At 73.3% G+C, this 18,159-nt stretch carries 18 protein-coding genes; 8 read left to right on the top strand and 10 right to left on the bottom strand.

Annotation, left to right across the window (positions count from 1 at the left end; translation table 11 throughout):
- The first annotated feature begins 252 nt into the window (after positions 1-252).
- The 3 genes from snpA (OG715_RS16305) (at position 253) to OG715_RS16295 (ending at position 2,701) form a co-directional block, all read left to right on the top strand.
- On the top strand, positions 253-900 hold the full coding sequence (gene snpA / locus OG715_RS16305; protein WP_266269499.1) for a snapalysin: 648 nt from the start codon (positions 253-255) through the stop codon (positions 898-900).
- A 252-nt stretch (positions 901-1,152) separates the two neighbouring features.
- Positions 1,153-1,785 carry a snapalysin gene (gene snpA / locus OG715_RS16300; RefSeq protein ID WP_266269498.1) on the top strand — a complete coding sequence of 211 codons (633 nt, stop codon included), beginning with the start codon at positions 1,153-1,155 and terminating at the stop codon, positions 1,783-1,785.
- Positions 1,786-2,029: 244 nt separating this feature from the next.
- Complete coding sequence (locus tag OG715_RS16295; protein ID WP_266269497.1) at positions 2,030-2,701, top strand: pentapeptide repeat-containing protein; 672 nt, start codon at positions 2,030-2,032, stop codon at positions 2,699-2,701.
- Positions 2,702-2,730: 29 nt separating this feature from the next.
- On the opposite strand, the gene OG715_RS16290 is transcribed toward OG715_RS16295, so the two are convergent.
- Positions 2,731-3,507: a hypothetical protein gene (locus tag OG715_RS16290; protein WP_266269496.1), complete on the bottom strand. Its 777-nt coding sequence runs from the start codon at positions 3,505-3,507 to the stop codon at positions 2,731-2,733.
- Positions 3,508-3,756: 249 nt separating this feature from the next.
- Here OG715_RS16290 and OG715_RS16285 point away from each other — a divergent pair, with 249 nt between their 5' ends.
- Positions 3,757-5,880, top strand: coding sequence for a phosphocholine-specific phospholipase C (locus tag OG715_RS16285; protein WP_407661112.1), 2,124 nt, complete (start codon positions 3,757-3,759; stop codon positions 5,878-5,880).
- A 77-nt stretch (positions 5,881-5,957) separates the two neighbouring features.
- Here the strand turns inward: OG715_RS16285 and OG715_RS16280 are convergent, their stop codons facing one another.
- The 5 genes from OG715_RS16280 to OG715_RS16260 all read right to left on the bottom strand — a co-directional run bounded on the left by OG715_RS16280 (position 5,958) and on the right by OG715_RS16260 (position 8,315).
- Positions 5,958-6,689, bottom strand: a complete 732-nt coding sequence (locus OG715_RS16280) for a phosphotransferase (protein ID WP_266269494.1) — start codon at positions 6,687-6,689, stop codon at positions 5,958-5,960.
- A 111-nt stretch (positions 6,690-6,800) separates the two neighbouring features.
- On the bottom strand, positions 6,801-6,923 hold the full coding sequence (locus OG715_RS16275; protein ID WP_266269493.1) for a hypothetical protein: 123 nt from the start codon (positions 6,921-6,923) through the stop codon (positions 6,801-6,803).
- A gap of 137 nt (positions 6,924-7,060) precedes the next feature.
- Entirely contained in the window at positions 7,061-7,264 is a 204-nt protein-coding gene (locus OG715_RS16270) for a DUF397 domain-containing protein (protein ID WP_266269492.1), read from the bottom strand.
- 2 nt (positions 7,265-7,266) lie between these two features.
- Positions 7,267-7,491, bottom strand: a complete 225-nt coding sequence (locus OG715_RS16265) for a DUF397 domain-containing protein (RefSeq protein WP_266269491.1) — start codon at positions 7,489-7,491, stop codon at positions 7,267-7,269.
- A complete protein-coding gene (locus OG715_RS16260) occupies positions 7,488-8,315 on the bottom strand; it encodes a helix-turn-helix domain-containing protein (protein ID WP_266269490.1) in 828 nt (275 codons plus the stop codon). Before OG715_RS16260 ends, OG715_RS16265 begins: the two co-directional genes overlap by 4 nt.
- Positions 8,316-8,416: 101 nt before the next feature.
- On the opposite strand from OG715_RS16260, the gene OG715_RS16255 reads away from it, so the two are divergent.
- Positions 8,417-8,677 carry a hypothetical protein gene (locus OG715_RS16255; RefSeq protein ID WP_266269487.1) on the top strand — a complete coding sequence of 87 codons (261 nt, stop codon included), beginning with the start codon at positions 8,417-8,419 and terminating at the stop codon, positions 8,675-8,677.
- A gap of 356 nt (positions 8,678-9,033) precedes the next feature.
- Here OG715_RS16255 and OG715_RS16250 read toward each other — a convergent pair whose 3' ends face one another.
- Complete coding sequence (locus tag OG715_RS16250) at positions 9,034-9,831, bottom strand: phosphoribosyl-dephospho-CoA transferase MdcG domain-containing protein (protein WP_266269486.1); 798 nt, start codon at positions 9,829-9,831, stop codon at positions 9,034-9,036.
- Positions 9,832-10,050: 219 nt separating this feature from the next.
- On the opposite strand from OG715_RS16250, the gene OG715_RS16245 reads away from it, so the two are divergent.
- On the top strand, positions 10,051-10,317 hold the full coding sequence (locus tag OG715_RS16245) for a hypothetical protein (protein ID WP_266269485.1): 267 nt from the start codon (positions 10,051-10,053) through the stop codon (positions 10,315-10,317).
- A 37-nt stretch (positions 10,318-10,354) separates the two neighbouring features.
- On the opposite strand, the gene OG715_RS16240 is transcribed toward OG715_RS16245, so the two are convergent.
- A complete protein-coding gene (locus OG715_RS16240; RefSeq protein WP_407660984.1) occupies positions 10,355-13,762 on the bottom strand; it encodes a S41 family peptidase in 3,408 nt (1,135 codons plus the stop codon).
- A 137-nt stretch (positions 13,763-13,899) separates the two neighbouring features.
- On the opposite strand from OG715_RS16240, the gene OG715_RS16235 reads away from it, so the two are divergent.
- The gene (locus OG715_RS16235) at positions 13,900-15,597 is read left to right on the top strand and encodes a chitinase (protein WP_407660983.1); all 1,698 of its coding nucleotides are present in this window, start codon (positions 13,900-13,902) and stop codon (positions 15,595-15,597) included.
- 82 nt (positions 15,598-15,679) lie between these two features.
- Here OG715_RS16235 and OG715_RS16230 read toward each other — a convergent pair whose 3' ends face one another.
- On the bottom strand, positions 15,680-16,042 hold the full coding sequence (locus OG715_RS16230) for a MerR family transcriptional regulator (protein ID WP_266269482.1): 363 nt from the start codon (positions 16,040-16,042) through the stop codon (positions 15,680-15,682).
- A gap of 65 nt (positions 16,043-16,107) precedes the next feature.
- Here OG715_RS16230 and OG715_RS16225 point away from each other — a divergent pair, with 65 nt between their 5' ends.
- Complete coding sequence (locus OG715_RS16225; RefSeq protein ID WP_266269481.1) at positions 16,108-17,355, top strand: MFS transporter; 1,248 nt, start codon at positions 16,108-16,110, stop codon at positions 17,353-17,355.
- Positions 17,356-17,462: 107 nt separating this feature from the next.
- Here OG715_RS16225 and OG715_RS16220 read toward each other — a convergent pair whose 3' ends face one another.
- Positions 17,463-18,131: a response regulator transcription factor gene (locus OG715_RS16220; protein ID WP_323182129.1), complete on the bottom strand. Its 669-nt coding sequence runs from the start codon at positions 18,129-18,131 to the stop codon at positions 17,463-17,465.
- Positions 18,132-18,159: the final 28 nt, after the last annotated feature.

Raw genomic sequence — 18,159 nt, 5'->3', positions numbered from 1 at the left:
CGCGGGCGCCGGACCGCGCGGGCGGATCCCGGACGACCCACGGACGACCCACGGGCGACACCCCGCCGACTCCCGGACGGATCTCCCGGAGCGGTCCCCGGCGGGTGCGGGTGATTGGTTCGGGCTATCGCCGGTTGACATCATCCGCCGGGCCGCCGGCCTGGCCGAAGCTCTGTGGGCAGCAAGCATTCATCCGATGCCCGCGGTCCGGCCCCCACCGACTGCGGCGCACTCGCGAATCGGAGCCCCCACATGAACCGCGTGCCGCGAACGCTTTCCCTCGCGCTCGGAATCGCCCTCGCCCTCGGAACGGCCGCCCTGCCCGCCGCCGCCACCGCCGCCCCGGTGACCGCCCCCGGTCCGGCCGCCGCCCACGGGTACACCCCGGGCGTCGCCGCGAAGAGCGTCGGCAAGGCGGACGACCGGGCGTTCTACGAGGCCGTCATGAAGTCCGCGCGGGCCAAGCAGGCCGCCACCCCGTACCTGCGGGCCGTCGTGGTCACCTACGACGCGAGCAACGCGCCCTCCTTCGCGGCGGAGATAGCCCGCAGCGCGCAGATCTGGAACGGCTCGGTCGCCAACGTCCGGCTGCAGGAAGGGTCCGGCGCCGACTTCGACTACTACGAGGGCGACGACCCGGACAACGGCTCGTACGCGAGCACCGACGGCCACGGCCGGGGCTACATCTTCCTCGACTACTCCCAGAACCAGCAGTACTCCTCGGTGCGGGTGACCGCCCACGAGACCGGGCACGTGCTGGGCCTGCCGGACCACTACTCGGGCCCGTGCAGCGAGCTGATGTCCGGCGGCGGCCCCGGCCCGTCCTGCACCAACGCGTACCCGAACAGTGCCGAGCGCAGCCGGGTCAACTCCCTCTGGCGCAACGGCCTGGCGGGCTGAAGCCGGACCTGCCGAGCTGCTTGCCCGCCGGCCTCCTGACCTCCTGAACCGCTGACCTCCTGAACCGCTGACCGGCCGGCCCCTGCGACCTCCTGCCTGCCCGGTCCACCCTCCGCGGCCCGCCCCTCCGGCGGGCGGCCCCCCGACGCGCGTCGCCCGGACGCCCCTCCGGCCGGTCCGGCGTGCCCGCACCACCGCGGTACCCCCACTCGAAGTACTCCCAATCCCTCGGTCCTTGAACGGAGCCCCCACATGAACCGTGTCTCGCGCACGTTTTCCGCCGCCGTCGGTCTGGCGCTCGCCGCCGGCCTGGCCGTCCTGCCGACCACCACCGCCGCCGCCGCGCCGGCCCAGGGCTACACCGCCTCCGGTACCGCCTACGCCGGCTCGCCCACCGAGGACGCCAACAACAAGGCGTTCTACGAGGCCGTCATGAAGTCCGCGCGGGCCAAGCAGGCCGCCAACCCGTTCCTGCTCGCCGTCACCGTGACCTACGACGCCAGCAGCGCGCCCACCTTCCGCAACCAGATAGCCCAGAGCGCGCAGATCTGGAACGGCTCCGTCGCCAACGTGCAGCTGCGTTCCGGCACGGCCGCCGACTTCCGCTACTACGAGGGCAACGACTCGCGCGGCTCGTACGCGAGCACCGACGGCCACGGCCGCGGCTACGTCTTCCTCGACTACGCGCAGAACCGCCAGTACAGCTCGCTGCGCGTCGTCGCGCACGAGACCGGCCACGTGCTCGGCCTGCCGGACCACTACTCGGGCCCGTGCAGCGAGCTGATGTCCGGTGGCGGCCCCGGCACCTCCTGCACCAACCCGAACCCGAACAGCGCCGAGCGCAGCCGGGTCAACACCCTGTGGCGGAACGGCCTGGCCGGCTGATCCTCCCCCCCCCGCACCGCAGTGGACGGCCCGGTCGCCGGAACCCCGGCGACCGGGCCGCCCCGCGTGCGTGCCCGCCCCTGAGGCGCACCTGAGCAGGGCCGGCGGTGGGCGCCCCACCGTGCCACCGCCGCGCCCGCTCGCGCCGCCCCTCCGCCCCGGCCTTGCGACCCGTAGCTGTCGGTACCCCGTGCGAGCATGCGGACGAGAACCCGTCCGCCGCCGACCACGAGGTGCCGCCGCCATGCCGCCGTCCAAGCCGCAGTTCGTCCCCGACCGCCTGGAGGACCTGCCGTACGCGGACCACCTGGTCCCGCACCGCGGGCCGCTGCGCGGCGACGACCGCTACGACACCGTCCACTTCGACGGCGGCGAGTACACCGACCAGTCGGCCGCCGGCGCCACCTTCCTGGAGTGCGCCCTGACCGGCGTCGCCCTGAGCGGCGTCAAGCTGCGCCAGGCCCGGTTCAACGAGGTCTGGTCGCAGGCGAGCCGCTGGGTGGCGTGCGACCTCGTCGACAGCGAGTGGCAGGACAGCGCCGTCACCGGCGGCGTCCTGGCCGGCATCGCCGCCCACGGCGCCGCACTGCGCCGGGTGGTGCTGCGCGGCTGCAAGCTGGAGGCGGTCAACCTGCGCGCCGCCGTGCTGCGCGACGTCGTCTTCGAGGACTGCCTGCTGCGCGACGTCGACTTCGGCGACGCGAAGCTCACCGGGGTGTCCTTCCCCGGCTCCACCCTGGAGGAGGTCTACCTGCGCGGCGCCACCCTGAGCGGCGTCGACCTGCGGGGGGCGGTCTCCCTCGGCCTCCCCGACGGCCACCAGGGCCTGCGCGGCGCCCTGATCAGTTCCACCCAGCTCCTCGAACTGGCACCGCAGTTCGCCCAGGCCCTGGGCATCACGGTGAAGGACGGCTGAGTCGGGGCCGGAGCCGGGCCGGGGGTCGTTCAGAGCATCGGAACCGTGGGGGCCGGGACGGTGATCTCCGGGGCGCTGCCCGGCTCGCTGTACTCGGCCTCGATGTCCTGCCGGTCAGGCCCGGAGACGAGGGAGAGCGTGAGTCGGACGAGCTCGTGCCGCTCGTTGATCCAGAAGTCGGCCGTGCAGGTCGCGCCGAGCGGCGGCATGAAGTCGGCGAGCCCGTCCCACAGGCCGTGCCCGGCCGATCCGCTCCGCCGCACCAGCGGTACCGAGCTGTGGAAGCGCTTGACCGGGGTGCCGGCCACGTCCTCCGTTCCGCGGTCGGTGAGGTTCCCGCGGGCGGCGGCCCGTCGCAGTTCCGCCGCCGGGTCGGCGACGCGTTCGGTCGCGAGGGTCGAGAGGTGCACCGGGGCCGGACCGTTGTCGTCCAGTCGCATGACGCTCCACTCCTCGGCCTTGCCCGTCAGGTCCGGCGTGAAGGCGAAGTAGAGGGCGCCGCCGACGATGCGGACGATTCCCTGCTTGCCGTTGTCGTACTGGAGGGCGGGGCGCCCGCTCCACTGCGCGAACCCGGTCCCGGTGGTCGACATGCCCTTGGCCGCCACGCGGAACCGGATCCGGCTGTTGCCGGCCCGTCCCATCACTTCGGCCGCCGCCGCTAGTTCCCCGGCCGCAGCGGTGGCGGGCGCCTTCGGGCCGGAGGTCGCGGCCGCGCCGTCGTCGGGCCGGCCGGCACAGCCGGCCAGTGCGGCGACGGCCAGCACGACGGATGCGGTCCAGGCCGCCGGACGTGTCATCTGCATGGAATCCCCCACGGTCGATCGTCGGGATCACTGTGACACGTCATTTGAACATGTTCAAATGACGGTGGGGTGTGGGCCGGCCCGCACCGGCGTTCAGCTCCCGGTCGTTCGGTGACGGCCGGGAGAACAGTCCGACAAACCTGCGTCCGGCCTCTGGTCGGGCCGTTCCGGGCGGGTGGAAGATGCTGCGCGATCGAGTGGGCCCGAGTTGTGTGCACAACCTCGCCAGTGAAGGGACGGGCTGGGCTGATGGCCGAGTTGAGTCGTAGGAAGTTCGTGACCATGTCCGGTGCCGCCGCCGCGGGGCTCGCCGCAGCCGGTGCCGGCAGCACCGGAGCGGGGGCCGCCCCGGCCACCGGGGCGCCGGGGGAGGCGCCGGCCGGGGAGACCGCCGTCGCGCCGGGTGTCGCGCCGTCGGCGGCGCTGTCGCAGACCGGCACCATCGCCGACGCGAAGCACATCGTGATCCTGATGCAGGAGAACCGCAGCTTCGACCACTACTTCGGCACCCTGCGCGGCGTCCGCGGCTTCGCGGACCGCTCCGCCATCCAGATCGCCGGCGGCTACTCCGTCTTCAACCAGCCCAACGGCCTGGGCCGCCAGTACCCGTGGCAGTTCAGCCTCACCAAGCCGGCCGGCGGCGCCGACCCGGAGCGCCTCGCCCAGTGCAACGGCGACCTCGCCCACGGCTGGGGGGACCAGCACCGGGCCTGGAACAGCGGCAAGATGGACTCCTGGGTGGCGGCCAAGGGCAACAACCGCCCGCTCGGCTTCCTCGCCCGCCAGGACATCCCGTTCCACTACGCGCTCGCCGAGAACTGGACCATCGCCGACGCCTACTTCTGTTCGGTGCTGAGCGCCACCGGCCCCAACCGCACCTACCACTGGTCCGGTCAGATCGACCCCACCGGCGCGGCGGGCGGCCCGGCCTACGACGGCGGCGACGAGAAGGGCCTGCGCTGGCAGACCTACGCCGAGGCGCTGGAGAACGCGGGCGTCAGCTGGAAGGTCTACCAGAACGCCGCCGACAACTACGGCGACAACGCTTTGGCCTACTTCACCCAGTTCGCCAACGCGCCGGCCGGCAGCCCGCTCGCCGTCAAGGGCATGGGCTCCGTCCCCAAGGTCACCGGGAAGACCCCGGACGACATCGTCGCCGCGATCAAGGCCGACGTGCTGGCCGGCACGCTCCCGCAGGTCTCCTGGATCGTCCCCAACCAGGAGGTCTCCGAGCACCCCTACGCCACCCCGGCCGACGGCGCCCACTTCGTCCACCGGGTGATCGACGCGCTCAACGCGGACGCGGACGTCTTCAACTCCAGCGTCCTGTTCCTCAACTACGACGAGAACGACGGCTTCTTCGACCACGTCCCGCCGCCCGCCGCCCCGGCCGGCACCCCGGGCGAGTTCTACGGCGGCACCAACCTCGGCCTCGGCTTCCGCGTCCCGCTGATCGCCGTCTCCCCGTGGACCCGCGGCGGCTGGGTCTCCTCCGAGGTCTTCGACCACACCTCGGTGCTGCGCTTCATGGAGAAGTGGACCGCCGCCATCGGCAAGCCCGCCAACTGCGTCAACATCAGCGACTGGCGCCGCCGGGTCTGCGGCGACCTGACCGGCCTGTTCGACTTCGCCAACCCGGTCTACGGCCTGCCCGGGCTGCCCGACACGGCCGGCGCGGTGATCGGCATCTCGACCTGCGGCCCGCTGCCCAACCCGGCCCCGGTGGACAACAAGCTGCCCGCCCAGGAGCCCGGCACCCGCCCGGCCCGCGCGGTGCCGGTCCAGCCGAACGCCAACCTGGACCACCTGGAGTACGGCTCGGGCGGAATGATCAAGGTCTGGCTGAAGATGGTCAACGAGGGCGCGGTGGCGACCAAGTCCGCCCACTTCGCCGCCTACGCCAACGCCTACCGCGGCGGCGGCCCCTGGCAGTACACCGTCGACCCCGGCGGCAACCAGAGCGACTTCTTCAACTGCGGCAGCGGCTACGGCGGCGGCCCCTACGACCTGAGCGTGGTCGGCCCCAACCGCTTCCTCCGCCGCTTCAAGGGCGACGCCAACAAGGCGGGCAAGAACGCGGCCGTCACCTGCTCCTACGCGGTCGAGCCGGGCACCGGGAAGCCGGCGGTGTACTTCAAGCTCGCCAACACCGGCACCACGGCGATGACTTTCACTATTACGTCCACCAACTACCGCACCGACGGCCCCTGGACGTACCAGGTCCCGGCCGGCGGCAGCGTGACGGACTACTTCAACGCCGTCGCCTACACCAACGGCTGGTACGACTTCACCGTGACGGTGGATGCGGACACCACCTGGTCCCAGCGCTTCACCGGCCACCTGGAGACCGGCACGGCCAGCATCACCGGCTGAGGCAGGACGAGGGGCCCGCTGCCCGCACGCCGGGCAGCGGGCCCCGGCAGGTAGGTCAGGCCGCGCCGAACTCCCTGTCAGCCCAGCAGTGCCCGGAACCGGGCGTTCTCCTCCTCGGCGTACGGGCCGAAGCGGGCTGTGGCGTCATCGCTGACCACGCGTACGAAAGTGGCCCTGTCGGCCTGGGTGGCCTGGTTCCACTCGGGGAAGCCACCGAGCCACGTACGGGCGGCCCGGGGCTCCCATCCGTACCCCATGAGTCGGACTGCCGTCTGTGCGGCGTCCACCCACGCGGGGCCGACCGCGGGCATGGCCCAATCGACCAGGTAGCCGCGCTGGGACGCGATCAGGAGATTGTGCGGGTTGGTGTCGGTGTGCAGCAGCGACGAGCCTTCGAGCGCTCCGGAGTCCCCGGGGCGAAGAACCCGTCGGTACCGTTCGGCCAGCAACGGGACACGTCCACCGGCGGGCGCACGGCAGGAACGAGCACGCTTGAGGGTGTCGGCGACGATCGCCACGTCTCGCGACCGCGGCGTGAGGTCGGCATGTCGGCCGTCCACGTAGTCGAAGGCGATCAGGTGCCACGCATCGACGACGGCCTCCCAACGCATCGCCGGGCCCACCCGGCCGACCGCCGCATTGATGTCGGCTTCCATTCGCTGCGCTTCCCAGCTGCCGGGGTCGGCGATGAGCGCGCCTTTCAGGAACAGCCTCGCGGTCGCCGTCGAGAGGGTCAGCGCCGTTCGGCAGGTGATTCCCTCCGGCACCGTTTCGGCGGAGAGCACCTTCCCGTCGTGCTCCTCGACCACCGCCCTCACCGTTCCGGGAAGTTCGTCCCAGCTGACGCGAGGTTCCATCCTTCGATCCCTTCGGCGAAGGGGAGGGAGCCCCAAACGAGCCCCCTACCCGGACGCGGATGATCAGCCCTGCGTGGCACCGCACTTGACGCAACGCATCTTGGCACTCCACATCTGGTACTGGCGGTCTCCGCCGGCCGGGCAGCTGCCGTTCCCCAGGATGTGCGCCGTGATCCTCTGCCGCATGGCCCTACTTCCCTCCGCCTGGTAGATGAGCCCTGCAAGGGCCCGCGCCGACCGTTCGAGCTGTCCAAGGCCAACCGGTCAGGGCAGGAGTTGGGGCCCGCCACCCGCACGACGGGTGGCGGGCCCCGGCAGGAGCGTCAGATGATGCCGAACTCCCCGGCGCGGACTGCGGAGAGGAAGGAGCGCCATGCCTCGGCCGGGAAGATCAGGGCCGGGCCGTCGGGGTTCTTGCTGTCGCGCACCGGAATCCGGCCGGAGATGCCGTCCGCGACCTCCAGGCACTGCCCTTCCTGGGCGCTGTAGCTGCTCTTGTGCCACGTGACGTGCGTCAGGTCAGCCATGCTCAGAACTCCTTCGAGCTCGCCGGATTACCGAACTCCCCGGCCCGGACGGCCGAGAGGAAGGAGCGCCACGCTTCGGCCGGGAAGGTCAGGGCCGGCCCTTCGATGTCCTTGCTGTCACGCACTGGTACGACACCGGCGCGAGAGGCCAGGTTTCGCGCGACCTCGATGCAGTCGCCGCCATTGCTGCTGTAGGACGATGTGAACCACTGAGGCTCGGCGGTCACGGCAATTCCTCTCTCGTCCGATTGATCAGGGCCACGGATTCGGCCTGCGAGAGCGCGAGGGCCTGCAGTTGATAGTAGGCCGTCAATGTGGGTTGCACCGCGCCGCTTTCCCGCTCCAAGTGTCCTTGCTGTGCTGACTCCGCATAGGACATCAGCGACCTGTTGTGGAGCGTGAGGATGGTCACCGGGAGATCGAACGGCCGCGCTTCCCCTATGGCGTACGAGGCCACCTGAAGCACGGTGTGCGACATCCGTGCGAAGGCCACCAGGTGCTCCAACTGTGCACCCATTACTGTCGATCCGCCGACCGGGCGGCGGATGCAGCTCTCATCCAGGACCGCGTGGACCACGGGTCGGGGATCCCGGCGCAGGTTGGCCTGTCGGCGCGACAGGTAGGTCACCCGCTCATCGGCCTGTTCGGGAGTAACGGAGCCCCGCTCCACAGCCGCCGAGGCGATGGCCCGCGCGTAGTCCGTGGTCTGGAGGAGGCCCGGAACGATCCCGAGTGTGAACAGCCGCACCTCGGTGGCCTTCGACTCCTGCGCGACGTACTCCGGGAACCCCTCAAGAAGTGCCGAGGTCTTGAGGTCGAGAGCTCTGCGGGTGAACACGCGGTCCGTCCCGAAGGCTCTGTCGAGTTCGCGTGACAGGCGCGGAGTTGGGGGGCGTCGACCAGTTTCCACGGCCGAGATATGTGTCGGCGAGTAGCCGGTGGTGCTTGCCAGATCTTCTTGCCGCCATCCTCGATCCTCACGTGAGCTGCGTAGATAGGCGCCGAACTCGGCGACGGGAGACGACTCGGGATCCAGCTCGACCTTGTTCACGGGGCACTCTCCGAGCAGGTCTGACAGGTTGAGGAGCTGTCAATGCTAGAGGACAGTGGGCGCCCTGGGTAGTCATTGCACTACGGAGCGGAGTTGCCGCTGTGACGCGTAAGAAGAACCCCACCCAACCTCCCTACCGCCCCCGGGTCGGCGAATTGGTGAACGACCTCACGACCGGCCACGACGTCGTCTTCATGGATTCGCAGGGCGGGCTCGCCTACGTGAGACCGGTGGGCGGCGGGGTCGAGCGGGCGCTCGACCCCGCCGCGGTCAAGCCGCTCCCGGGTGGGCCGACCCTCGCGGTCCGGGTCGTGCCGGGCGGGCCCCGTGGCCGTCGCAGAGCTGACGAGGGGGCCGCGTGAACCGCGAACGCGGCACCAGCGCTGGGGGGTTGGCATCGATCGGTGCCGTCGGGCTGTTCGGTGGCTGGCTGGTTGCCGTCGTCACTCGACCGTTGCCCGCTCCGTTCAGGCTCGCCGCCCTTGCGGTATGCCTGGTGCTCCTCGTCCGTTGCTCCCGGTGACCGACCCACCGGTCTGTCCCGCATCGGACTGCCGGACGCCGGTCGATCTGTTCGACGACGCCAGTGCGGCCGGGCGGACGTGGAACTGCCCGCGGTGCGCGCGGTGGGGTGTCGCTTGGTCGGCGGCCTACCTTGCCCGGCAGCCGTTCGAGGAGCCGTTGGTCGTCCTCGGCCGCCGAGGCCGGCGGCCGAGGATCACAACTCCCGAGGGAACCACGGGTCGTGGACCTTCCGGGGTCCGTCCGGCGTCAGCAGGGTAAGCGCGAGCGGCGAGGCCGCGTACTCGGCGAGCAGCACCGCGCCGTGGCGCGTCTCCAGTTCGGCCTGGAGGGGCACCCGCAGCCGGCTCAGCGCCCGGCGCAACTGCAGCGCGTCGCGGCGGCTGACCGGTTGCGGGGCGCGCAGCACCACCCGCAGCGGGCTGAGCGGGCCCGCCACCGGTTCGCCGGTGGCCAGTTCGTAGCCGATCGCGCCGATCGGGCCCCAGGCCAGGCGGTGGTCCGCGATCAGCTGTCCGGCGGTGGGCAGCACGGCCAGGGCCGGGATCGCGGCGATGCGCCCGGGAGGCAGCAGACCGAGCCGGTCCGGCAGCTGCTCGGGGCGCAGCGTGCGGGCGACCGCCGCCCGGGGTGCCAGGGCGTCCAACCTCTGCCCGCGCTCGGGGCCGCGCACCGTGACCGGGATCCAGGTCTCGGCGGCGGCCGACACGTCCCGGGTGCAGCGCACGGGGTGCGGGGTGTCGACGGGCGACCCCGCCACCGAGGGGGCCCGCGCGACCGTCACCCAGGGGTGCGCGCGCAGCACCTGCCGGGCCCAGGCCGGTAGCTCGCCGCCGTCGAGAGGGCGCAGCGAGCCGGTGCACTGCATCAGCAGCAGGTCGTGGGCGCCGGGCAGCCGTCCGCCGAGCGCGGCCAGTGAGCCGACCAGTCGGCGCGGCCCGCCGTGCGGGTCCTCACTCGGACGGGGGACACGGGGGCGGGCGGCGACGGTCACGGCGGGCTCCTGGGGTGGACGGGACCGGCTGACGGTTCCCACCCTTCCCCCGCCCCACCGGCCCGGCTACGGCCTTTCGGTGCCCACCACCAGGGACCAACGGCTCAACGCTCCCGCCGGAGCATCGCGGCCCGTCGGCCGTCGCCCCCGCAGCGGGTGCGGGCCCGGCATCGCGGTGTGAGAGTGGGGGCAAACCGGAATTCGCCCGGAGGAGGAGTCATGGGCATCTTCGACAGGTTCCGCCACAAGGCGCAGCACTCCGCCGAGGAGGCCAGGTCCTCGCTCGGCGGTGGCCCCGAGCAGGACAGCACCGCGATGAACGACGCCGCCCAGCGTGCCGCGCTCGCCCACGACGAGGCCGCCGACGCCTTCGGCAGTGAGGTGGAGAAGGCCCGGGAGGCCCGGGAGTCGGCCGTGATCGGCGAGCGGGAGGCCGAGGAGCGGGCCCGCCAGGACATGACCGCCGAGGGCGACCCCTGGGGCTGACGTCCGAATCCGCGGCCGGACCTGCGAAGGCCGCCGCTCACCGCTCCCTGGGCGGTAGCGGCGGCCGCCGCAGGTCCGGCCGCGGCGTGTCCGCGGGCGGCGGCACCGAGGCCGGCGCGTCCTCCAGCAGTTCCAGGGCCAGCCGCACCGCCGTGACGAGTTCGGGGTAGCGCCCGGCGGCCCAGTCCCTGGGCGCGCGGATCACGTGCACGTCCGGTTCGACACCCTGGTTCTCGATCGACCAGCCGAGCCCGCCGGTGAACCATGAGGCGTTCTTCGGTACCGAGATCTGCGTCCCGTCTCCGAGCAGGTGCCGCCCGGTCATGCCGACCACGCCGCCCCAGGTGCGGTTGCCGACCACCGGGCCGAGCCCGAGCAGCCGGATCGCGGCGATGACGACGTCCCCGTCCGAGCTGGTGGCCTCGTCGGCGAGGGCCACCACCGGCCCGCGCGGTGCGTCGCGCGGCCACCGGACGGGTTCCCGGCCCCGGCTGAAGTCCCAGGCGAGCACGCGGCGGGTGAGTTTCTCCAGGACGAGTTCGGAGACGTTGCCGCCGGCGTTGCCGCGCACGTCCAGGACGAGCGCGGGCTTGTCCATCTCCCGCCGCACGTCCCGGTTGAACTGCGCCCAGCCGGAGCCGCCGAGGTCCGGGATGTGCAGGTAGCCGCACCGGCCGTCGCTGAACTCCCGGACCAGGGCGCGCCGTTTGACCACCCAGTCCTGGTAGCGGATGGGCCGTTCGTCGGTGAGCGGGGTGACGGTGATCCGGCGCGCGGTGCCGTCGGGGCCGCCCCGGCGCAGGGTGAGTTCGACGCTGGTGCCACCGGTGCCGGCCAGCAGCGGCAGCGGTCCGCGCACCGGGTCGACGGGCCGCCCGGCGACGGCGAGCAGTTCGTCGCCGTCGTGCACGCCGTGGGTGGCGAGCGGGGCGCGGGCGCGCGGGTCGGAGGACTCGCCGGGCAGGATGCGGTCGACCAGCCAGTGCCCGTCGGGGGAGCGGTGGGCGTTGGCGCCGAGCAGGCCGACCGGCTGCTGGGCGAGGGAGGGGCCCTCGCCGCGCCGGGACGGGGTGACGTAGGCGTGCGAGGTGCCGAGTTCGCCGAGGAGTTCGCGCAGCAGGTCGGCGAAGTCGTCGGGGCCGGCGATCCGTTCCAGCAGCGGTTCGTACTGGGCGACCAGGGCGGGCCAGTCCAGTCCGCACATCCCCTCGTCCCAGAACTGGTCCCGGACGATCCGCGCGGCCTCCGCCCAGGACTGCCGCCACTCGGCGGCCGGGTGCACGGTGTGGGTGATCCGCCGCAGGTCGACGGTGGTGGCACCGGAGGGGGCGGCGACCGGGACGATCCGCAGGGTGCCGGCCGAGTAGACGGCGACCGAGCCGCCGTCGCCGGAGACCGCGAAGCCGTCGAGCCGGTCGGCGAGGGTGGAGCGGCTGCCGCGGGCCAGGTCGTAGTACTCCAGGGAGGGGCGGCCGGAGGTGTCGTCGGGGTTGGTGAAGGTCTGGCCGAGGGTGCCGGAGATCGGCCAGCGCAGCCAGACCAGGCCGCCCCGGACGGCGTCGGTGGCCGAGTACTTGCCGGCCAGGACCGGGAACTGGATCAGCCGCCCGCCGATGCCCTCGGGGTCGACGTGGACGGTGCCGTCGTCGCCGCCGCCGTCGCCGTGCGGGGCGGGGTCCTCGTCGGGGGCGGCGAACGGGGACGGGGTGCCGGCGGCGAGCGGGACGAGGTAGGGGCGGCAGCCGAGCGGGAAGGAGAGGTCGCCGGTGTGCACGTCGTGCACGGGGTCGAAGCCGCGCCAGGAGAGGAAGGCCAGGTAGCGGCCGTCCCGGGTGAAGGCCGGCTGCTCGTCCTCGAACCGGCCGTCGGTGACGTCGACGACCGGTGCGGGGTCGTCGGTGCGGGTGAGCCGGATCCGGCGCAGGGAACGGCCGGCGGCGGGCTGGGACCAGGCGATCCACCGCGAGTCGGGGGAGAAGCGGGCGCTGGTGACCGGCCCGTGGCCGGAGGCGGCGAGTTCCCGGACGGTGCCGTCGGCGGCGGTGAGCAGCAGCAGCCGCCCGTCGGAGGAGGTGGCGGCGAGGAGGGTGCCGTCGGGGGAGCCGGTGAGTTCGAGGACGCGGCCGAGCCGTCCGGCGGCGAGCACCCGGTGGCCGTGCTGCGAGGGGGCCTGCTCGTGGCCGGGCAGCGGCACGATCTCGACGGCGTCCTCGCCCTCGGCGTCGGTGATCCAGGCGGCCTCGCCGGTGCCGGCGAGCACGACCGGCAGCCGGGTGCGGACGCCGGGGGTGTCGGCGAGTGCCCGGGCCGGGCCGTCGCGGTGGGTGAGCCAGTACTGGCTGCCGCGGACGGTGATCACCCCGGCCCGGCCGGTGCGGTCGCAGGCGAGGTCCTTGACGTGGGAGGCGGCGCTCACCCGGTAGGGGCGGCGGCCGGCCCGGGCGCCGCCGAGCGGGACGCGCAGCCGGTGCGGGGCGGGGGCGTCGAGGCCGTCCAGCAGCCAGAGGTCGCCGGCGTGCTGGTAGACGATCCGGGTGCCGTCGGTGGCGGCCTCGCGGGCGTAGTAGGAGGCGTGGTCGGTGTGCCGGCGCAGTCCGGTGCCGTCGGGGCGGCAGGAGTAGAGGTTGCCGATGCCCTCGTGGTCGGAGAGGAAGGCGATCCGGTCGCCGTCGGCGGCGGTGACCGGCATCGGGCAGGCGAGGTGTCCGGGGAGGTCGGCGAGGATCCGTTCGCCGTCGACCCAGAGCCGGCCGGTGGCGCCGCCCCGGTAGCGCTTCCAGGCGGCGGGTTCGTGCGGGGCGGCTCCGGTGAGCAGCACGGTGTGGGCGGGGCCGACCTGGGCGTCGCCGACCGGTCCCCAGGGCATCCGGCGGGCGGGGCTGCCGTCGGCGGGCAGGGCGTGCGCCCAGGTGTAGTGGCCGAAGGGCTCGTGGTAGGAGGTGACGGCGAGCAGTTCGCCGTCGGGCAGCCAGCCGCGCAGCCGGGTGTCCTGGCTGCCCCAGTGGCTGAGCCGGTGGGCCTCGCCGCCGTCGACGGGGGCGGTCCACACCTCGGGGGCGAGGCTCAGCCAGCCGGTCCAGGCGAGGGTGCGGCCGTCGGGGGAGAGCCTGGGGTGGCTGACCCGGGTGCGGTCGCAGCTGATCCGCCAGGCCCGGCCGGTACCGGTGGCGTCGGGGTCGAGCGGGGCGATCCAGACGTCGTCCTCGGCGGTGAACGCCAGCAGGCCCCCGCGCAGGTGGGGGTGGCGGAGGTAGCCGGGCGACGTCACCCTTCCATGCTTCGGCCGGGGGTCGGGCCCGGCAACCGGAACCCGGTGTTCCGGAGCGCCGCGACCCCTTCGCGACCTGCCGTTCCCGGCTGCCCGACCCCGCCCCGACCTGCCGTTCCCGGCCGCCGGAACCCGCCCCGACCTGCCGCTCCCGGGGCCGGAACCGGTCTGGACCATTGACACCGTACGGCCGGATCCACTTCAGTGGTCTAGTCCAACTCTCCTGCCCGGACGCACCGTTCCCCCACCACCGGTGCGCGCCCGGGCATGCCCCGGACACCCCCACACCCGCGCCTCCGCGAGGAGTCCCCCACATGCGCAGATCAACCGTCCCCCTGCCCGCGCCCGCCCGCCGCCGGCCGCGCACCCTGCTGGCCGCCGGTACCGCCTCGGCCGTCGCCGCCGCCACCATGGTCGGCCTCACCCTGGGCCTCGCGCCCAGCGCCTCGGCCGGGGAGTTCCTGGTCAACGGCGGTTTCGAGAGCGGCGCCCTCGGCCCCTGGAGCTGCTCCGGCGGCACCGGCAGCGTCGTCACCGGCCAGTCCCACGGCGGGAGTTACGCCCTCGCCGGGGCTGCCTCGGCGGGCGACACCGCCCGCTGTGCGCAGACCGTCACCGTCGCGCCGAACACCGCCTACACGCTCAGCGCCTACGTCAAGGGCTCGTACGTCTACCTCGGCGTGGACGGCGGCACCTCGACCTGGACGCCCGGCACCGGCGGCGCCTACCAGAAGCTGAGCGTCGCCTTCACCACCGGCGCCACCCAGAGCAGCGCCACCGTCTACACCCACGGCTGGTACGGCCAGGGCACCTACTACGCGGACGACGTCTCGCTGGACGGCCCCGGCGCCCCCAGCCCGACCGCGACGCCCACCGCCACCCCGACGGTCACCCCGACCGTCACGCCCACGGTGACGCCCACCGTGACGCCGACGGTCACCCCCACGGTGACCCCGACCGTCACGCCCACCGGAACCCCGACCAGCCCGCCGCCCGGCTCCAAGGCCCTGGTCGGCTACCTGCACGCGAGCTTCGCCAACGGCGCCGGCTACACCAAGGTGGCGGACGTCCCCGACTCGTGGGACTTCATCAACCTCTCCTTCGGCGAGCCGACCTCCGTCACCTCGGGCGACATCCGGTTCAACCGCTGCCCGGCCACCGAGTGCCCGACCGTCGAGTCCGACGCCGACTTCAAGGCCGCCATCGCCGCCAAGCGCGCCAAGGGCAAGAAGGTGCTGATCTCGATCGGCGGCCAGAACGGCCAGGTGCAGCTCACCACCGCCGCCGCCCGGGACACCTTCGTCAGCTCGGTCTCGGCGATCATCGACAAGTGGGGCCTGGACGGCCTGGACATCGACTTCGAGGGCCACTCGCTGTCGCTCCAGACCGGCGACACCGACTTCAAGAACCCGACCAGCCCGGTCATCGTCAACCTGATCTCGGCGATCCGCACGCTCAAGGCCAAGTACGGCCCGAACTTCGTGCTGACCATGGCGCCGGAGACCTTCTTCGTCCAACTCGGCTACCAGTACTACGGTTCCGGCCCCTGGGGCGGCCAGGACCCGAGGGCCGGCGCCTACCTGCCGGTCATCCACGCCCTGCGCGACGACCTGACCCTGCTGCACGTCCAGGACTACAACTCCGGCTCCATCATGGGCCTGGACAACCAGTACCACTCGATGGGCGGCGCCGACTTCCACGTCGCGATGACCGACATGCTGCTCAAGGGCTTCCCGGTGGCGGGCAACACCAACAACGTGTTCCCGGCGCTGCCCGCCTCCAAGCTCGCCATCGGCATGCCGGCCACCACCAACGCGGGCAACGGCTACGTCGCCCCGGCCGAGGTCAACAAGGCGCTGGACTGCCTCACCAAGCTCGCCAACTGCGGGAGCTACGTCCCCAAGGCGGGCGCCCAGCCCGGCCTGCGCGGTCTGATGACCTGGTCCATCAACTGGGACCAGTTCGGCGGCCGGGAGTTCTCGAAGAACTTCGACTCCTACTTCCGCCGCTGACCGCCGGCAGCTGACCGACCGCGGCCCGCAGGGCCGCACCGGAACGACCGCTGGGCGGCGGTGGGTCGGACGAACCCGCCGCTCAGCGGTCCACCCGGACCGCCGCCAGGTACTCCGCGATCGCGTCCCGGTTGCGGGTCAGACAGGAGATCCGCGCGCTCATCCCGGACAGCTCCTGCTCCAGGGTGGCGATCATCTCCGGGGTGGCGTGCTCGAAGTGGATGGTGCGGGGCTTGTCGAGACAGGGCAGGATCTGTTTGATGATCCGGGTCGGCAGCCCCGCGTCCAGCAGCCCCCGGACCTGCAGCACCCGGTCCACCGTCGGCCCGTCGTAGGAGCGGTAGCCGTTGGCGCAGCGCTCGGCCACGATCAGCCCCTGCTCCTCGTAGTACCGCAGCAGCCGCCGGGACGTCCCGGTCCGCTCGGACAGCTCGCCGATCCGCATGTGCCCCACCTCACAGCCGGTCGCGTTGACCCTCACATCAATGTGAGGGTTCGAGCATAACCGGCATGCCGACCACGCCACGGACGACCGTCCGGACCACCTCAGCCAGCACCGCACCCGCCACCCCGCCCACCGCCCAGGCCCCGGCGGCCCTGCCCCTGCCCGCCCTGCTGGCCCTCGCCACCGCCGTCTTCGTCACCGCCCTCACCGAGACCCTGCCGGCCGGCGTGCTGCCCGCGATGAGCGCCGACCTCGGCGTCGGCCAGTCCGCCGCAGGCCAGGCCGTCACCGTCTACGCCGTCGGCACCGCCCTCACCGCCGTCCCGCTCACCTCGGCCACCGCCGGCTGGGGCCGCCGACGCCTGCTGCTCACCGCGATGGTCGGCTTCGCCGCCGCCAACACCGTCACCGCGCTGTCCACCAGCTACCCGCTCACCATGGCCGCCCGCTTCCTCGCCGGGGTCGCCGCCGGACTCGCCTGGGCCCTGCTCGCCGGGTACGCCCGGCTGCTCGCGCCGCCCGAGCTCCAGGGCCGGGCGATCGCCGTCGCGATGACCGGGGTGCCGCTCGCCCTGTCGCTGGGCGTGCCCGCCGGGACCTTCCTCGGCTCGGCGCTCGACTGGACGGTGCCGTTCCTGCTGATGACCGCGATCGCGGTCGGCGTGACCGGCTGGATCGCCGCGGCCGTCCCCGAGGTGCCCGGCCGGGCCCGCGGCGAACGGACCCCGGTGCTGCGCTCCCTCACCGTCCCCGGGGTGACCCCGGTGCTCGCCGTGACCGTCGTGGTCGTCCTCGCCCACACCGTGCTCTACACCTACATCGCGCCCTTCCTCGACCGGCGCGGCCTGGGCGGCGCCACCGACGCGGTACTGCTCGCCTTCGGCGCGGCCTCGCTGGTGAGCATCTGGTTCACCGGCGCGCACATCCACCGCCGGCTGCGCGCGCTCACCGTCGGCGCCACCCTGCTGATCGCCGCCGCGGCCGCCGTGCTCGGCCTGGCCACCGGCAGCACCTTCGCGGTGTACGCGGCCGCCGCGCTCTGGGGACTCGGCTGGGGCGGCCTGCCCACCCTGCTGCAGACCGCCGTCGGCGACGCGGGCGGCGAGCAGGCGGACGCCGCGCAGACGCTGCTGGTCACCCTGTGGAACGCGGCGATGGCCGGCGGGGGCGTGGCCGGCGGCCTGCTGCTGGACCGGCTCGGCGCGGACTCCCTCCCGTGGGCGGTGCTGCTCCTGCTGCTGGCCGTGCTCGCGGTGGTCCTGGCCGCCCGCACCCACGGCTTCCCGGCCCGCCGCTCCGGCCCCGCCGCCTGATCCGCGCCGCCTGATCCGCGCCGCCTGATCCGCGCCGCCTGATCCGCGCCGTCCGATCCGCGCGGCGCGGTCCGCAAGGCGGAGCCTCAGCACTCGCCTGCCGGGCCTCAGTACCCGCCCGCCGGGCCCCGGTGCGGCATCAGGCCGCCGCGGTAGGAGATCGCCACCGCCTGGGCGCGGTCCCGGGCGTCGATCTTCGCCAGGATCCGCTTCATATGGGTCTTCACCGTCGACTCGGCGAGCACCAGCAGCGCCGCGATCTCCTGGTTGGAACGCCCCTCGGCGGCCAGCCGCAGGACCTCCCGCTCCCGCGCCGTCAGCAGCGCGAGCCGGGTGTCCTCCGGCTCCGCCGGGGGGCGTTCGCCGCCCCGGCCGACCACCTGGGCGACCAGGTCCCGGGTGACCGCCGGGTCCAGCACGGACTCGCCCCCGGCCAGCGTGTGCACCGCGTCGACGAGCCGTTCGGCCGAGGCCCGCTTCAGCAGGAAGCCGGCCGCCCCGGCGCGCAGCGCTCCCCACACGTAGTCGTCGTGGTGGAAGGTGGTCAGCACCAGCACCCGGGTGGGCAGGCCGGCGGCGACGATCCGCCGGGTCGCCTCCACCCCGTCGACCCCGGGCATCCGGACGTCCATCAGCACCACGTCCGGCAGCAGCGCGCGGCAGAGCGCGACGGCGGCCAGCCCGTCGGCGGCCTGGCCGACCACCTCGATCCGGTCGTCCGTCTCCAGCACCAGCGAGACCCCGGCCCGCAGCAGCGCGTCGTCGTCCGCGACCACGACCCGCACCTTCGGGAGGCCGGGTCCG

The sequence above is a fragment of the Kitasatospora purpeofusca genome, assembly GCF_036010405.1.
In the GTDB taxonomy this organism is placed as follows: domain Bacteria; phylum Actinomycetota; class Actinomycetes; order Streptomycetales; family Streptomycetaceae; genus Kitasatospora; species Kitasatospora purpeofusca.
Note: the sequence above shows the minus strand (reverse complement) of the source record. Positions and strands in the feature narration are given on the sequence as shown.

Coding starts and splice junctions, on each gene's coding strand:
- snpA (WP_266269499.1), top strand. CDS start 253: ATGAACCGCGTGCCGCGAACGCTTTCCCTCGCGCTCGGAATCGCCCTC.
- snpA (WP_266269498.1), top strand. CDS start 1,153: ATGAACCGTGTCTCGCGCACGTTTTCCGCCGCCGTCGGTCTGGCGCTC.
- OG715_RS16295 (WP_266269497.1), top strand. CDS start 2,030: ATGCCGCCGTCCAAGCCGCAGTTCGTCCCCGACCGCCTGGAGGACCTG.
- OG715_RS16290 (WP_266269496.1), bottom strand. CDS start 3,507: ATGCAGATGACACGTCCGGCGGCCTGGACCGCATCCGTCGTGCTGGCC.
- OG715_RS16285 (WP_407661112.1), top strand. CDS start 3,757: ATGGCCGAGTTGAGTCGTAGGAAGTTCGTGACCATGTCCGGTGCCGCC.
- OG715_RS16275 (WP_266269493.1), bottom strand. CDS start 6,923: ATGCGGCAGAGGATCACGGCGCACATCCTGGGGAACGGCAGCTGCCCG.
- OG715_RS16270 (WP_266269492.1), bottom strand. CDS start 7,264: ATGGCTGACCTGACGCACGTCACGTGGCACAAGAGCAGCTACAGCGCC.
- OG715_RS16245 (WP_266269485.1), top strand. CDS start 10,051: ATGGGCATCTTCGACAGGTTCCGCCACAAGGCGCAGCACTCCGCCGAG.
- OG715_RS16240 (WP_407660984.1), bottom strand. CDS start 13,762: ATGGTCCAGACCGGTTCCGGCCCCGGGAGCGGCAGGTCGGGGCGGGTT.
- OG715_RS16235 (WP_407660983.1), top strand. CDS start 13,900: ATGCGCAGATCAACCGTCCCCCTGCCCGCGCCCGCCCGCCGCCGGCCG.
- OG715_RS16230 (WP_266269482.1), bottom strand. CDS start 16,042: ATGCGGATCGGCGAGCTGTCCGAGCGGACCGGGACGTCCCGGCGGCTG.
- OG715_RS16225 (WP_266269481.1), top strand. CDS start 16,108: ATGCCGACCACGCCACGGACGACCGTCCGGACCACCTCAGCCAGCACC.